General features: G+C 31.4%; 15 protein-coding genes. 9 read left to right on the top strand and 6 right to left on the bottom strand.

Annotated features, from left to right (window positions below; translation table 11 throughout):
- Positions 1 to 100 precede the first annotated feature (100 nt).
- The gene (locus OD917_RS08280) at positions 101 to 1,270 is read right to left on the bottom strand and encodes a proline dehydrogenase family protein (protein WP_263523085.1); all 1,170 of its coding nucleotides are present in this window, start codon (positions 1,268 to 1,270) and stop codon (positions 101 to 103) included.
- 244 nt (positions 1,271 to 1,514) lie between these two features.
- On the opposite strand from OD917_RS08280, the gene aroB reads away from it, so the two are divergent.
- From aroB to recQ, 5 genes are all read left to right on the top strand, one after another.
- Complete coding sequence (aroB, locus tag OD917_RS08275) at positions 1,515 to 2,582, top strand: 3-dehydroquinate synthase (protein WP_263523084.1); 1,068 nt, start codon at positions 1,515 to 1,517, stop codon at positions 2,580 to 2,582.
- Positions 2,583 to 2,886: 304 nt separating this feature from the next.
- Positions 2,887 to 4,290, top strand: a complete 1,404-nt coding sequence (locus tag OD917_RS08270) for an arginine decarboxylase (protein ID WP_263523083.1) — start codon at positions 2,887 to 2,889, stop codon at positions 4,288 to 4,290.
- A gap of 99 nt (positions 4,291 to 4,389) precedes the next feature.
- The gene (locus OD917_RS08265; RefSeq protein WP_095951163.1) at positions 4,390 to 5,358 is read left to right on the top strand and encodes a deoxyhypusine synthase family protein; all 969 of its coding nucleotides are present in this window, start codon (positions 4,390 to 4,392) and stop codon (positions 5,356 to 5,358) included.
- Between the two features lie 8 nt (positions 5,359 to 5,366).
- Positions 5,367 to 5,783, top strand: a complete 417-nt coding sequence (locus tag OD917_RS08260; RefSeq protein WP_263523082.1) for a DNA primase — start codon at positions 5,367 to 5,369, stop codon at positions 5,781 to 5,783.
- A gap of 137 nt (positions 5,784 to 5,920) precedes the next feature.
- Positions 5,921 to 8,035 (top strand): DNA helicase RecQ, encoded by a 2,115-nt coding sequence (recQ, locus tag OD917_RS08255; RefSeq protein ID WP_263523081.1) that lies wholly within the window; start codon positions 5,921 to 5,923, stop codon positions 8,033 to 8,035.
- Positions 8,036 to 8,206: 171 nt separating this feature from the next.
- Here recQ and OD917_RS08250 read toward each other — a convergent pair whose 3' ends face one another.
- The 4 genes from OD917_RS08250 to OD917_RS08235 form a co-directional block, all read right to left on the bottom strand.
- Entirely contained in the window at positions 8,207 to 8,722 is a 516-nt protein-coding gene (locus tag OD917_RS08250) for a DinB family protein (RefSeq protein WP_263523080.1), read from the bottom strand.
- A 12-nt stretch (positions 8,723 to 8,734) separates the two neighbouring features.
- Positions 8,735 to 11,320, bottom strand: a complete 2,586-nt coding sequence (locus OD917_RS08245; protein WP_263523079.1) for a phosphoenolpyruvate carboxylase — start codon at positions 11,318 to 11,320, stop codon at positions 8,735 to 8,737.
- Between the two features lie 94 nt (positions 11,321 to 11,414).
- Positions 11,415 to 11,894 (bottom strand): Lrp/AsnC family transcriptional regulator, encoded by a 480-nt coding sequence (locus OD917_RS08240; protein WP_007805990.1) that lies wholly within the window; start codon positions 11,892 to 11,894, stop codon positions 11,415 to 11,417.
- Positions 11,895 to 11,971: 77 nt separating this feature from the next.
- The gene (locus OD917_RS08235) at positions 11,972 to 13,126 is read right to left on the bottom strand and encodes a M14 metallopeptidase family protein (RefSeq protein WP_263523078.1); all 1,155 of its coding nucleotides are present in this window, start codon (positions 13,124 to 13,126) and stop codon (positions 11,972 to 11,974) included.
- Between the two features lie 313 nt (positions 13,127 to 13,439).
- On the opposite strand from OD917_RS08235, the gene OD917_RS08230 reads away from it, so the two are divergent.
- Entirely contained in the window at positions 13,440 to 13,892 is a 453-nt protein-coding gene (locus tag OD917_RS08230; protein ID WP_263523077.1) for a helix-turn-helix domain-containing protein, read from the top strand.
- 84 nt (positions 13,893 to 13,976) lie between these two features.
- Here OD917_RS08230 and OD917_RS08225 read toward each other — a convergent pair whose 3' ends face one another.
- Positions 13,977 to 14,528, bottom strand: coding sequence for a 1-acyl-sn-glycerol-3-phosphate acyltransferase (locus tag OD917_RS08225; RefSeq protein WP_263523076.1), 552 nt, complete (start codon positions 14,526 to 14,528; stop codon positions 13,977 to 13,979).
- Between the two features lie 63 nt (positions 14,529 to 14,591).
- Between OD917_RS08225 and OD917_RS08220 the strand changes: the two genes are divergently transcribed.
- The 3 genes from OD917_RS08220 to OD917_RS08210 are packed head-to-tail and all read left to right on the top strand — an operon-like array spanning position 14,592 to position 16,429.
- Positions 14,592 to 15,257: a spermidine synthase gene (locus OD917_RS08220; protein ID WP_263523075.1), complete on the top strand. Its 666-nt coding sequence runs from the start codon at positions 14,592 to 14,594 to the stop codon at positions 15,255 to 15,257.
- A 5-nt stretch (positions 15,258 to 15,262) separates the two neighbouring features.
- A complete protein-coding gene (locus OD917_RS08215; RefSeq protein WP_263523074.1) occupies positions 15,263 to 15,940 on the top strand; it encodes a peptidoglycan DD-metalloendopeptidase family protein in 678 nt (225 codons plus the stop codon).
- Positions 15,941 to 15,946: 6 nt separating this feature from the next.
- Positions 15,947 to 16,429, top strand: coding sequence for a hypothetical protein (locus tag OD917_RS08210; protein ID WP_263523073.1), 483 nt, complete (start codon positions 15,947 to 15,949; stop codon positions 16,427 to 16,429).
- The last annotated feature ends 5 nt before the right edge of the window (positions 16,430 to 16,434 follow it).

Here is a 16,434-nt window from a genome sequence, read left to right as displayed (position 1 = left end):
ACAAAAAAGCTCCAATTTTAAGATTGGAGCTTTTTTGTGTGACAAACAGTTCTTGATATTGTAAACATTCACAATTTACAATTCAGAATTAACAATTAATTTATTTCCCTTTTCTACGTTTACGTTCTGCTTTAATCATAGATAATTCACGGCTTGTTTGACCCGCAACAGAAGTATTTTCTTCTGCACGACGAATTAAATATGGCATAACATCTTTTACTGGTCCGAAAGGCAAATATTTCGCAACATTATAGCCGTTTTCAGCTAAGTTGTAACTAATATTATCGCTCATTCCATATAATTGCCCGAACCATATTCTGTTATCGTTTTTAGCGATACCTCTCTTCTCCATCATTTCCATCAATTTATAGGAGCTCAATTCATTGTGAGTTCCTGCAAAAATGGCCATTTTATCAATATGATCTAACATATATTGCACAGCATTATCATAGTTTATGTCTGTAGCTTCTTTAGAAACGCAAATTGGAGAAACATAACCTTTTTCTTCAGCTCTTTTGTTTTCTTTCTCCATGTAAGCACCACGAACCAATTTCATTCCGATATAGAAACCTTCTGTTTTGGCTACTTCATGAAGTTTTTTTAAATAATCTAAACGATCCCAACGATACATCTGTAAAGTGTTAAAGACAATTGCTTTTTCTTTATTGTATTTACGCATCATATCGGTAACCAAATCATCTGCTGCATCTTGCATCCAGCTTTCTTCACCATCAATCAATAAAGCAACATCTTTTTTATGAGCTTCACTACAAACTTTATCAAAACGAGCTACTACTCTATCCCATTCTGCTTGTTCTGCAGGAGTAAAAGCTTGTTTTTCTCCTAATTTTTCGTATAATTCAAAACGCCCTAAACCAGTTGGCTTAAATACTGCGAATGGAATTGCAAGACGTTCTTTTGCAAAATCTACTGTTCGCAGTGTCATTTCCAAAGCTGCATCAAATTGCTCTTCTTCTTCTTTCCCTTCAACAGAATAATCCAAAACAGACGAAACTCCTTTTGTAAACATTTTGTCTACAACAGTAAGGCAATCATTTTCGTTTACACCACCGCAAAAGTGATCAAAAACAGTTGCACGAATTAATCCTTCTACTGGTAAATGAGCTTTAATCGCAAAATTAGTTACAGCAGTTCCAATTCTTACCAAAGGCTCGCTGTCAATCATTTTGAAAAGGAAATAAGCTCTATCAAGTTCTGTATCACTTTTAAGTGAAAATGCAACCTGAGTGTTATCGAATATCTTTTCCATTAAATTTATTTTTTATGCAAATATAGAGAGTGTTTTGAATATTGTTTACTAAAGAGCACCATATTTTTATATATCTTTAATAGGATGTATAAAAATGTAGCTTTACGAAGTAAATGTTTTACTATAGCACACTTTAAACACTTAAAAACAATTACTCGGATTTTTAAAACAAATTAGAACAGAAGTTTGAGGTTTATTTAGTTTAAAATACTTTATTTTTGCGCTTTCAATTAACTAAAGAATTATGCGATCTATTCAAGCCAACAATTATCTTGTGCATTTCAACCAGAATGCTTACGAAGCTTTAAATAAACATTTAAGAGAAAATAAATATTCTAATATATTTATAATTGTAGACGATCAAACCAATGAATATTGTTTGTCTAAATTTATTCCTCTTGTTGAAACTGATTTAGCAATTGAAATTATAGAATTTGAAGCTGGAGAAGCAAATAAGAATATTGAAACTTGTATTGAGATCTGGAATATTTTGACAGAACTTGGTGCCGATAGAAAATCTCTTATTATTAATTTAGGAGGAGGTGTTGTTACTGATTTAGGTGGTTTTGTGGCTTCTACATTTAAAAGAGGTGTAGATTTTATCAATATCCCAACTACTTTATTATCTATGGTTGATGCTTCTGTTGGAGGAAAGACAGGAGTCGATCTAGGAAATCTTAAAAATCAGATTGGAGTTATCAATGTGCCGCAAATGGTACTAATTGATACAAAATATTTAGAAACTTTGCCACAAACTGAAATGCGTTCAGGTTTAGCAGAAATGCTAAAACATGGTTTAATATATGATGCACCATATTGGAGACAGTTTTCAGATTTAAAATCAATTGTTTTTGATGAATTAGATCAATTAATTTATCGATCAGTAGAAATTAAAAATGAAATTGTGATTCAAGATCCAACGGAGAAAAATATCCGTAAAGCATTAAACTTTGGGCATACGCTAGGTCACGCTATTGAAGGATACTTTCTAGAAAGCGAAGAAAAAACAACTTTACTGCACGGAGAAGCTATTGCGGTCGGAATGATCTTAGAAAGTTATATTTCGCTTCAAAAAGGTTTAATTTCTCAGGAAGAATACAGAGAAATCAAAACCATAATTAAAGGTATTTATGAGGATATAATTTTTGAAGAAAATGACATCGATCCGATCTTAGAATTGTTAATTCACGACAAAAAAAATGAATACGGTTTAATTCAATTTGCATTAATTGAAGGAATCGGAAAAATAAAAATTAACCAATCCGTTGAAAATAAATTGATTCTAGAAGCGTTTCAAGATTATAAATCTTAAACTTTTTTTAATCAAAACCATTGCATTTGGTATATATTATTTTTTACATTTGCCCCATGAAAACAAACAATCAGCAAAGGCAATTTAGCTCTTACAGAAACAGACTCAACAGTTCTTTATTAAGAATGTTGAACCGTTTTTATAATAGTAAAAGCCCATTTTGCTTTGATGTTTTCCAATGTACAAAAGCCGAGCACGAAAAACTGCCAATTATATTTGCCAATATTAGAGTTTGAATTAGGATTTAGCACCGAAAATTTCTAAATTACAATTAAATTACAATCTCTAAAACGTTGACAAATAAATGAATACGAAATATTCTGATCTAATAAACCAAACATACTACTTTCCGCAAGAGGAATTTAAATTAAACAAAGACAACTTATTGTTTCACAACATCGATTTGATGAAATTGGTTGAACAATATGGCACACCGTTAAAGTTTACTTATTTACCTCAGATTTCTGAAAACATCAATAAAGCAAAAGCATGGTTCAGAAAGGCAATGGAAAAGAACAAATACGACGCAAAATACTACTATTGTTATTGTACAAAAAGCTCTCATTTTGAATATATCATGAATGAAGCTTTCAAGAATAATATTCATATAGAGACATCGTCTGCTTTTGATGTTAATATTGTTGAGAATTTATTGGAAAACGGTAAAATCAACAAAAGCACGTATGTAATTTGTAATGGTTTTAAAAGAGACGAATACATTACCAATATTGCTAGATTAATCAATAACGGACATAAAAATACTATTCCAATTATTGATAATTACGAAGAGTTAGATTTACTTCAGGCAGAAATTAAAGGGAAATTCAAAATTGGAATCCGTATTGCTGCCGAAGAAGAACCTAAATTTGAGTTCTATACTTCTAGATTAGGTATTGGATACAAAAACATAGTTTCTTTCTATAAAAAACAAATTCAGGAAAATGATAAATTAGAGCTAAAAATGCTTCACTTCTTTATCAATACTGGAATTAATGATACATCATACTACTGGAACGAGCTTGTAAAATGTATTAAAGTTTACATTGCTCTTAAAAAAGAGTGCCCTACTCTAGACGGTCTTAATATTGGTGGTGGTTTCCCAATTAAAAACTCACTTGCCTTTGAATATGATTATCAATATATGATTGATGAAATTATCAATCAAATTAAAATTGCTTGTGAAGAAGCCGAAGTAGATGTTCCAAATATTTTTACGGAATTTGGGTCATTTACAGTAGGTGAAAGCGGTGGTGCAATCTATCAGATTTTGTATCAAAAACAACAAAATGATAGAGAAAAATGGAATATGATTGATTCATCTTTCATTACCACTTTACCAGATACTTGGGCTATAAACAAACGTTTTATCATGCTGGCTATCAATCGCTGGAATGATACTTACGAACGGGTTCTGTTAGGAGGTCTTACTTGTGATAGTGACGATTATTACAATTCTGAACAAAACATGAACGCCATTTATTTACCTAAATACAACAAAGAGAAGCCTTTATATATCGGATTCTTTAATACTGGCGCTTATCAAGAAACAATTGGAGGATACGGCGGTCTGCACCACTGTTTGATTCCGCAGCCTAAACACATTTTAATTGATCGTGACGAAAACGGAATTCTGGCAACTGAAGTATTCTCGGAACAACAAACTTCAGACGATGTTTTAAAGATTTTAGGCTACAAAAAAAAGTTGTAAAAAAACGGCAGATTAAGTAAAAGAAATATCTTTAAAATTCTTAATTTGCATTAACATCCAAAAAGGTTAAACTTTTTAATTCAAAAAAAAACAAAAAAAATGAAAGGACCAATCAGTCAGTTTATTGAAAAACATTATTTGCATTTTAACTCTGCTTCATTAGTAGACGCTGCAAAAGCATACGAGCAGCAGTTAGCTGATGGTGCAAAGATGCTTGTAAGTATGGCTGGCGCAATGAGTACAGCAGAAATTGGTAAAATTTTTGCAGAAGTAATCAGACAAGACAAAGTGCATATTATTTCATGTACTGGAGCAAATCTAGAAGAAGATATCATGAATTTAGTGGCTCATTCTCACTACGAAAGAGTTCCTAATTACCGTGATTTAACACCAGAAGATGAGTGGGCTTTATTAGAAAGGGGATTAAATCGTGTTACAGACACTTGTATTCCTGAGCATGAAGCTTTCCGTCGTTTACAAAAACATATTTACAAAATTTGGAAAGATGCTGACGATAAAGGAGAACGTTACTTCCCACACGAATTTATGTACAAAATGTTGTTGTCTGGCGTTTTAGAAGAGTACTATGAAATTGATTTAAAAGATAGCTGGATGTATGCAGCTGCAGAGAAAAATTTACCGATCATCGTTCCAGGATGGGAAGATAGTACAATGGGAAATATCTTTGCTTCATACGTAATTAAAGGTGAATTGAAAGCATCTACCATGAAATCTGGAATTGAATACATGACTTTCCTTGCAGATTGGTATTCAAAAAACAGCTCTAAAGGAATTGGATTCTTCCAAATCGGTGGTGGTATTGCTGGTGACTTCCCTATCTGTGTAGTTCCAATGCTATATCAAGATATGGAAATGCACGATGTACCATTTTGGAGCTATTTCTGCCAAATTTCAGATTCAACAACTAGTTATGGTTCTTATTCTGGGGCAGTTCCAAATGAAAAAATCACTTGGGGTAAATTAGACATCAAAACCCCAAAATTTATTATTGAATCGGACGCTACAATTGTTGCTCCGTTAATTTTTGCATATTTATTAGATTTATAGAATAATTTATGAAAAGAGTTATAGTAGACTACGCCAAACTTACCAACGAAATTTTAAACCTTTTGGTAGAAAAATTTCCTGATGGTTATGATGATTCGGATGTAATCCGTTTTAGAAATGCTAAAAACGAATTGGTTGAAGCTGTTGAAGTTCGTACTGAAGACACAATTTATTTGGTGAAAATTAGTACTAAACTTGCCGACAGAATTGAAAACTACGATGAAGATGATGATTTAGATGTTGATGTAGATGCAATTGCACCAGTTAAAGGTATAGATTTAGATGATGATATTAGCAACGACGATGATGAAGATGATGATAATCTAGACAAACCTGATAACGATGGTGGTGATGACGATGATGACGATGACGATGATGACAAAGCCGACACTGATTATGATGAAGAGGAAGATGATGAAGATTAATTCATTTTCTTTAAAATAAGTAAAAGGAACTCGATTTGGGTTCCTTTTTTTTATATTTCAATTTAAAGTTTAAACGAAATTTATATTTTTGTATTTGTAAGATTATTTTTACTATTACTATCAAAAATTATATGCCTATGACTACAGAAATTTTACATACTACATTAAAAGAAAATTTTGGTTTTGAAAAGTTTAGACCCAACCAAGAATCTATTATTAATACAGTATTAGCAGGACAGGATGCCCTAGCTATTATGCCAACTGGTGGCGGTAAATCGGTCTGCTTTCAGCTTCCGGCCTTAATCTTACCAGGAATTACCATAGTGATCTCTCCTCTTATTGCATTAATGAAAGATCAAGTTGACAGTTTAAAAACTAACGGAATTTCTGCTTGCTATATAAATAGTTCACAATCGGCACAAGAACAGCAATACTATATAGAAAATTTAAAGTCTAATACCTTCAAACTGGTTTATATTGCACCTGAAAGCCTTTCGTATCTTGAAGTTGCATTTAACGAATTAACTATTAGCTTAATAGCGATTGATGAAGCTCATTGTATTTCTTCATGGGGACATGATTTCAGACCAGCATATACTAATTTAGGTTATTTAAAAAGTCGCTTCCCTTCCACTCCAATTTTAGCATTGACTGCAACGGCTGACAAAGCAACTCGTACAGACATAACAAAACAACTGAACTTACAAAAACCAAAGACTTTCATTGCTTCTTTTGATCGTAAAAATTTGAGTCTAGAAGTTCGCCCAGCTCTAGATCGTGTAAAACAAATAATTGATTTTATTGAAAATAAACCGAATGAATCTGGAATAATTTATTGTCTAAGCAGAAAAACTACTGAAGAACTAGCTGAAAAATTAAAGAAAAGCGGAATTACAGCGAAAGCTTATCATGCTGGTTTAGATAATAACACACGTGCTAAAACTCAAGATCAATTTATAAATGACGATTGTCAGGTTGTTTGCGCAACAATTGCTTTTGGAATGGGAATTGACAAATCGAATGTTCGTTGGGTAATTCATTATAATCTTCCAAAAAATATTGAAGGATATTATCAGGAAATTGGACGTGCGGGTCGAGATGGTCTTCCTGCAGAAACTGTTCTTTTTGAAAGTTATGCAGATGTGATTCAATTGCAGAAATTTGCTTCTGAAGGACTAAACTCAGACATTCAGCTTGCAAAATTGGATCGTATGAAACAATATGCCGATGCAGTGAGCTGTCGAAGAAAAATTTTATTATCGTATTTCGGAGAATTAGTAACTGAAAATTGCGGTAACTGCGATATTTGCAAAAATCCTCCAACTTTTTTCGATGGTACGATTCTCGCGCAAAAAGCACTGTCGGCGATTACGCGATTAAAAGAATCTGAACCGTTGGCTGTAATTGTAGATTTTTTAAGAGGCTCGAGAAACGCCTATATCTACGAAAAAAATTATCAAGAGCTAAAAACGTATGGAATTGGTGCTGATGTTTCTTGGTATGACTGGAATCAATATCTTATTCAGCTTATTAATTTAGGTTACTGCGAAATTGCCTTTCATCAGCATAATAAAATTCTTCTTACTCCTTTTGCAAAGAAAGTTTTATTTGAAGGAGAAAAAGTAAAACTGACGACTGTTGTTAAGAAAATAATTGATAAGAACGAAACCAAAGAGGCAAAACCAAAAGCAGCTAAAAATTCTTTATTCGAAACACTTCGCAAATTACGCTATGAAATTGCACAGAAAGAAGAAGTTCCTGCTTATGTTATTTTTAGTGATGCTTCATTAAGACAAATGGAAGTTTTAAGACCAATGACAGATGAAGATTTCCTTGCGGTTGAAGGTGTGGGTAAAGCCAAATTGGAAAAATATGGTTCTGAGTTCATTAATGCAATTGTAGAATTCCAAAGAAATAAATCGGTTGTAAAAAAAGAGAAAAAAGACAATACCTATAAAAAAACATTAGAATTATTTCAAAATGGACTTTCTGTACAGGAAATCGCTGAACAGCGAAATTTAGGTAAAACCACAATCATTTCACATTTGGCTAAATTATATGTTGACGGAAATGATATTGATTTAAATCAGTTTGTTTCTGAAGAAGAAATTCTTAAAATCGAAAAAGCACAGATAGAATTAGAAAATCCAAATGCATTAAGACCTTACTTTGATTATTTTGAAGAAAAAATGTCTTATGATAAAATTCGGTTTGGTTTGGCTTTTTTGGAAAGAAAGAATCAAAAGGTATAAAAAGAAAGACTTCAGCTTCGCTCAGTCTGACATTTGACATTTAAAACCAGTATTGTCAGACTGAGCGAAGTCGAAGCCCACGTTTTCCGAAATGCTAAAATTGTATACAATAGTAAACCCGACAGATTTTTAAAATCTGTCGGGTTTATTTATGTTTAAAAATGTAAGCTTTTACAAATACCTTTCTTCAAAAACTTTCTGATGATGTTTTTGATGTCCAATCATAACAAAACCTAAGGCGCGAACTGAAATTGGGTTATTTGAAGCAGTCCCAATACGTTTAAGCTGTTCTTGAGACAAGCTTTTATAAAACAATAAAGTTGAGTGCCTTACAGCTGAAAATTCAGTAAGTAAGTCTTGAATACTTCTATTATTTGAGTCTGTATTATCAGCGTAATCATTTTCTTCAAAACTTGGCAAAGGCGTTTTATCGTTTCTTGAGAAACGTAAAGCACGATAGGCAAAAATTCTCTCGGTATCTATTACGTGCTGAATAATATCTTTAATTGTCCACTTTCCTTCTGCATAACGATAATCAAATTTATCCATCGGAATATTTTGAACAAATCGAATGAATTCATGAAGAGAAATTTCTAATTCTTCAATTAAAATTCCGTCGCCAGCTGCTTTTATATAAGTGCCAAAGTGACCTGAATATTCATTTTCTAATAATTCTGCTGCTCTCATTTCATTTATTTTTTAAGCTGAATTTCTACTTGCATTCGTATTTCCAAATAAAGATCTTGTTACGATTTTCTCGTACACTTTTACTAATTCTTCGTCAGGAGCTTCTTCTTTATTCAACTCGTTGATCCTCAATAACGCATATTGCTGAATTGTCAATAAAGGTAAAACTATACGTTCTCTAATCTGAATTGAAGCAATACCGTCAGGATAATTTTCCATTAAAGTTTTATGATCAGCGATTTTTAATAAAAGACGTTTTGTTTCTGAAAACTCGTCATAAATAATCTGCCAGAATTCACCAAACTCAGGATCTTTTCTCATATAAGCTGTCAATGGCAAAAATGATTTAGCCAATGACATCATACTATTTTCAAGCAAAGTTTTGAAAAACAATGAATTGTGATACAAATTACTCACTTTATCCCATTGTCCTGTTTCTTCAAAATGTTTTAAAGCCGATCCCACACCAAAGAAACCTGGAACGTTTTGTTTTAACTGGCTCCATGAGCCAACAAATGGAATTGCTCTTAAATCAGCAAAATCTAATGATTCTGATTTACTTCTTTTTGAAGGTCGGCTTCCAATATTAGTTTTAGAATAATATTTCAGCGTACTCATTTTTTCTAAGTACGGAATAAACTTTGGATGATTTTTGAAGCTTAAGTATTTCTCATAACCTAAATTCGCTAAATCCGTTAAGATTTGAGTTTCATCAGCTGTTAATTCATTTTTCTCTTTACTAAATACTTGATTTGTAACACCAGCACTCAATAAGTTTTCAATATTATAACGACAAGAGTCTAAAGTCCCAAAATTAGAGCTAATAGTCTGACCTTGAACTGTTATTTGAATCTCATTGTTTTCAATTTTTGGACCTAAAGAAGCATAGAACTTATGTGTTTTTCCACCGCCACGAGCTGGAGGTCCACCACGTCCATCAAAGAAAATTGCTTTAATTCCGTATTCTCTAGAAATTTTAGTCAACGAAATTTTAGCTTGATAAATACTCCAGTTAGCCATTAAATAACCGCCATCTTTTGTTCCATCAGAGAATCCAAGCATAATTGTCTGTTTGTTTCCTCTTGCTTTCAAATGCTTAGAATATTCTGGATTTGTATACAATTGCTCCATAATAGAATGGGCATTTTGTAGATCGTCTACAGATTCAAAAAGCGGAATAATATCAACAGTTGGATTTTCCCAATTATTCAAACGAATCATTGCAAAAGTTTCCATCACGTTCAGTGCGCTTTCGTTATTACTAATAATATAACGATTAGCACCTTCTTCACCATTATTTTGCTGAATGGTTTTAATTGCTTGAATTGATTCTAAAGTATATCTAGTAATTTCATTTTCGAAATCACTTGGGTTTAAATTTCCTTTTACTTTCGATAAAACATCAATTTTTTCATTTTCTGTCAATTCGAAATAATTTTTCGGAAAAACTTCTGAACCAGAGTTCAAATAATAATTCACAACATCTTTGAAAACTGCATTATGAATTTTGCTATTTTGGCGAATATCTAAAGTCGCAAAATGGAATCCGAAAAGGTTAATTTTTACTAAAAGAGCTTCCAATTCATCTAAGTATAAAGACTGATGCTTTTCAATAATTATAGCTCGGATCTTATTTAATTGCGTCAATAATTCATCTAAAGTGATGAAAATATCACCTTTAGAATAAAATACAGAACGGTAAAGTTTATTTTCAAGTTCAGCTACTAAAGTATCTACACCTGAGAAAGTTAACTTACGTTTCAGATTTCTCATTTCTACATAATAACACTTTAAAATAGAAGTACGCAAACGGTCTGCAACTTTAAGAGTAATATCTGTAGTTACGAAAGGATTACCGTCACGGTCACCTCCTGGCCAGAAACCTAACTTGATTAATTGATTCTGAATTGGATTTCCATCTAGAATATTTTTTTGAAGGTAATGTACAATCTCTCCAGCTGTAGCATAAAATACATTTTCTAAGTACCAAATCAAACTGACTGCTTCATCATAGGGATTTGGTTTCTCTTTCTGAATAAAAGGGGTTTTTCCTAATTGAGCCAGTAATTGTTTTATTTGAAGTAGATTGTTTTGACGAATAGCTTCTGTCAAATCATTTATAATACCTAATACGGGGCCAGGATAAAACTGAGTTGGATGTGCTGTTAAAACAGTGCGAACATTGAAGTTTTCTAGAAATTCACTTAGTTCGTCATCTTTTTCTTTAGCATCCGATTTTTCTTTGATATCTCTTAAAGACCCACGTCCTTCCATGTTATTAACTTCTGGAAAAGCGGCATCTTCAATGGCGTCAAATAATACGATTTGGCGTTCTATATATTGAATAAATCGAAACATAAGGTCGATTTTTTCCGCCTCAGAAGTATTACTTAAAAATTTATTAGAGAAAAAATCAACAATTTCTTTTGGTGTTTCCTGTTTTTTAAAGCCTGTTTCGCAAGTTTCTGTAAATAAAGGAAGTAAAACTCCTGTATTATCTATAGAATCAAAAGGCAATGTTATGAAAACACTATTATAAATGTGATATTTTGAAAGAACGTCTTGATTAAAACGTTCAATTTTTGGCAACGTATACATAAAATCGTGTTATAGTTGGTTGGTTAATTAGTCATAAAAAAACCCCAAGAATAAACTTGAGGTTATATTTTAATATAGCATTCAAGAAAAGTTCTTACATATTTTTGAAAATAGTATGCATCAAACGCTTCTTATCGTTAATACTTTCCTCTAATGAGATCATTGTTTCTGTTCTGTAAACACCTTCAATATCGTCGATCATGAAGATAACTTCTTTCGCGTGTTTAGTATCTTTTGCTCTAATTTTGCAAAAGATGTTGAATTTTCCTGTAGTAACAGAAGCTACAGTTACGAATGGAATTTGATTGATTCTTTCTAATACAAATTTAGTTTGAGATGTATTATTAAGGAAAACCCCAACATAAGCAATAAATGAATAACCTAATTTATCGTAGTCTAAGGCTAATGAAGACCCCATGATAATACCGGCATCCTCCATCTTTTTTACTCTAACGTGTACTGTACCAGCAGATATCAATAGTTTTTTTGCAATGTCAGTAAACGGAACTCTCGTATTGTCTATTAACATATCTAAAATCTGGTGATCTACTTCATCTAAACGAAATTTACTCATAATTGTTTAATTAATATTACTAATTGCTATTACAAAGTATAAAATTATATATAAAAAACAACAAATTCACATAAAAATTAACTTTTTATTAATCCGTTAACAAATTTAACATTTTTATTTAAATAAAAATTTGCTTTCTGACCCGTTTTTGGAAAATTTTGGAAATCGTCCGAATATTCGGCTCCTTTTGCGTCGTATTCATAATGACCAAAATAATTTTCCAACTCGCCTACTTCAACTATATAAGCGTTAAAATGAATCTTATTTTCGATTAATTCTTCTTTGTATTGAGCGACAAAATTCGTAATAATTTCGATACCATCATAATTTATTTTGACATTTTTATACATAAAATCATAAAAAACCACGTTATTTTGTGAAATATTCAAATATTCACCAAATCTATTATCAACTAAATCGTTTTCGGAAATTAGTTTAAAGCTCAAAATTAACGCGAAAAATATGTATTTACGGGTAATTTCTCTTTCATAGTCCCCTGGATAATGACCAGCCTCAAATAAAATCGTAGGAACTCCTAAAAATTGAAAAGTGTCTCCAATACAATTAATATTGAAAGAATCATCAAAACGCCCAACTTGACCAGGAATATATTTTTGAAGCTCTTCATTTATTCCTGCAATTATATTTATTGCTTTCTGTCTCACCTCATTAACATCTCTTTCTTCATTATAAGATGGTGCTAAAAATGAAACAGTTGCTGGTTTTCCTGTAGTTCCTGCTCCAAATATAGTACGCTGATCATGAAGATTAAAACAAAAATCTGGCTTAAAAGTTTCGAAAACTTGTCTTAAAACATTGCTTTCCGGCTGTGTTAAATCTTGAGAATCTCTATTTAAATCAATTTCATTTGCATTTGCACGAGTATAGAGCCTAGCGCCATCTGGATTTAGAATTGGAATAGAATAAAATGTGAAGTTGTTAAGCAATTGTTTTGCTAAATCTGTATCGTCATTTAATAAATTAATGAAATCAAATAAAGCTTTTGTTGTTGTACTTTCATTTCCATGCATTTGTGACCAAAGATATACGCGTCTTTTTCCTGTACCAATTTGATAACTATATATAGGTTCGCCCAAAACAGATTTACCAATAACTTGCACTTGGTTGTCTGTATTTAGTTTATCTAAAAGAGGCTGAATATGGTCTAAAGTCAGATATCTTCCAGATATTGAGTTTTCTTTGTATTGTATAAAAAGTTGTTCTAAATTCATTGCGTTTTCGATTAGTTTACAAAAGTAAATATCTTTATTTTTACAATTGTAAACTACTAAAAAAGTACAGAATTTAAAATTGTAAACATTATTTTAAAGATTTTATTAGTTAAATGCATAACTCATTTCAATACAACCATTTAATTATATTATTATGTATTAAGCAATTCTTTTTCAACTCTTTAATGGTTATCATCTAATATATAAATTTAACATAAAAGTATACTATACTTAAAATTGAAACATTAAAACTGTACCGTATTATTTTTTTGTTTACATTTGTAAATACACTATTTTAAAACAAGAATTTACAATGGTAAACATAGATGATTTTGTAAAAAGACTTGAAACGGTATTAGATTATTATGGTTTAAATGCCTCTGCATTTGCCGATAAAATTGGTGTACAGCGTTCTAGTATGTCTCATCTTTTATCCGGAAGAAACAAGCCAAGTTTAGATTTTGTAATGAAAATTCTAGAAGTTTTTCCAGATGTAGACTTATATTGGATTTTGATAGGAAGAGGAAATTTTCCTAAAAATAATGATGACGAAATTCAAGAAAATTTAAAAGACTTAACTCCTATTCCATCTAATGAAAATTCTGGAGAAGATTTATTTTCAACTGCAGAAATAAACGAAGAAGGAAAAAGAGAAATAAAAAAATCATCGCTTCCAAAAAATGTAAATTTTAGTTTAGAAGACGATGATATTGATAAAATTGTGTTTTTCTATAAAAATGGCACTTTTAAAGCCTACTCTCCTTGATGCAAAAATTAGCGCATATTCGAATCTTTATCCAGAAAATTTTCAAATACGCGATTCTCACGCGTTTGGAAAAATTCTCAGAAATTACAGTTTTACACCATTTTCAGGGATTTTGCCTAAAACTCCTTGATAATGTTTTTTCAAGATTTCAAAATCGGCTTCATAATTTCCAGTTGGATAAAATGGTTTCCCAAGATTTACCTCTTTTTTACCCCAATCAAAAGCTACGGGAACGATTGGCACATTCGCTTTAAGCGCTATAAAATAAAATCCAGTTTTAATTTCCTTCACTTCTTTTCTAGTTCCTTCTGGCGCAACAGCCAAACGGAAGATTTCCTTTCTATTAAAAATAGCCGCAATAGAATCTACTTTGTTCAGTCCACCAGAACGATCTAAAGGTTCGCCTCCAACATTTCTAAAATAATAACCAAAAGGAAAACGAAATAATTCCTTCTTTCCTACCCAATTCATTTGCAGTCCAGAGATTCCTCGCGTAAAAAGTCCTATATAAAAATCGTGATTGCTTGTATGAGGCATCACCATAAGTATACATTTTTTCACTTCAGCATTTTCTATTCCTACTATTTTCCAGCCCATTAGCTTAAAAAATATGAATTTGTACAATAGTTTTTTCATTAAAAATTTAATATTTGGTGCAAATTAAAGATTTAATGGTAAATTTGAGTAAAAGCATTCAAAATGATTCGAAAATTTTTCAGTTATATAATCCCAATAAAAATATTTAAAAAGAAATCAGCCAGAAGTAAAATGATCGAAGTCACTTGGGCAAATGGAGAACTAGTTTTGGATACTGAAAACACAAATTATTCATACGGAAGTTTACAGCGCATATTAAGATACGGACTTCGAAATATCGGTTACAACAAAATTTTAGAAATGGAACACATTTTATTACTAGGAGTTGCCGGCGGAAGTGTTGTTAAAACATTAGTAAACGAAATAGAATATAACGGAAAAATAACGGGTGTAGAAATAGACCCAGATATGATTCAGGTTGCAAATGAGTATTTTAACCTTAATCAAATAAAACAATTAAAAGTTGTTATAGACGATGCATTTGAATTTGTTTTAAAAACAAAAGACAAATACGATCTCATAATAATTGATATTTTTGAAGATACTCATATGCCAAATTTTTTGTTCGAAAAGTTTTTTGTAGATAGAATATGTACTCTTTTAAAAGATGATGGTGTTGTATTGTTTAATACGATGATTTTAGATGAAGCGCACAATGTTAGAAATAGAAAATATATTTCTGAAGTAAATCCGAAAATGTTTAAAACCAAAATGTTGCCTCGCATTGAAGTTCACAACGAATTAATAATTATAAATAAAGTAGCTTAAATTTCATGAAACCCCTAACCTCCATTTTAAATGCCTTACCACCTACTAAAGTTATTGATGAAACAATTAGTATTTCAGAATATACTCCGTTAAATCTATCGGTTTCAAATCAAGATCTAATGAATTCTAAATTAGATACTTCTGAAGATTTTGAAAAGTACATTTCGAATTACCTAAAAGAAAACAATGCCAAAGTTGCTTTTGGCGGTTATATTGAAGGACGTTTTTTATACCAAAGAAGCCCCATTTTTTTGAACGCTACAAAACCTGAACGAAATATTCATATTGGTTTAGATTTATGGGCAGAAGCTGGAACAATAGTTCTTGCTGCATTAGACGGCAAAGTGCATAGCTTTAAAAACAATATTGGTTTAGGTGATTACGGCCCAACTATAATATTAGAGCATGAAGTGGAAAATGAGAAATTTTATACTTTATACGGACATTTATCGTTAGAAAGTATAGAGAATTTAAATATCGGAGACCATTTTAAAAAGGGCGAAAAGATTGCAACTTTAGGAAATGCCTCAGTCAATGGAGATTATGCACCCCATGTCCATTTTCAAATCATCCATAAAATAGAGGATTACTGGGGAGATTATCCTGGTGTCTGCAATACAAAAGACCTAAATTTTTACATTGAAAATTGTCCCGATCCTAACTTATTATTAAAAATTACTTAAATAGTTATGAAGAAAGCAGGATTGATTATATGTTTGTTAATATTATTATTAATTGGATGTAAATCGAAAACAGTAAGTAGAGATACAGAAGATTTAAAAATAAAAAAAGTTTCTGGAGCAGAAGTAAATGCAAATCAGCAGCGTAAAGCGTACGATTTAGGAAAGAGAGTTTTAGAAACGTGTAATACTTCAAAATTTAAACCTTTTAATGAAACTGAAGTAACTAAATCGGTTATGGAAAACACTACGGAAGAACGTTTAACCAAAACCTGCCAAAGATTTAGACAGTATTACGGAAGTTTTATAGATTTAAAATTAGATGGAGTGTACAAAACCAAACATGAAGTCATTTACCGCTACCACGCATTCTACAGTAAAAAAGTTGCCAATAAGGAATTGCGAATTTTTGTAAATGAAGACAATCTCATTTCTGCCATAAAATCAATGGATTGGGATGAAAAATTTGACGCCAAATTAGCCGATCAATAAATACT

The sequence above is a fragment of the Flavobacterium sp. SH_e genome, from assembly GCF_025717045.1.
Taxonomy (GTDB): Bacteria; Bacteroidota; Bacteroidia; order Flavobacteriales; family Flavobacteriaceae; genus Flavobacterium.
This window is presented reverse-complemented; position numbering and strand designations above follow the sequence as displayed.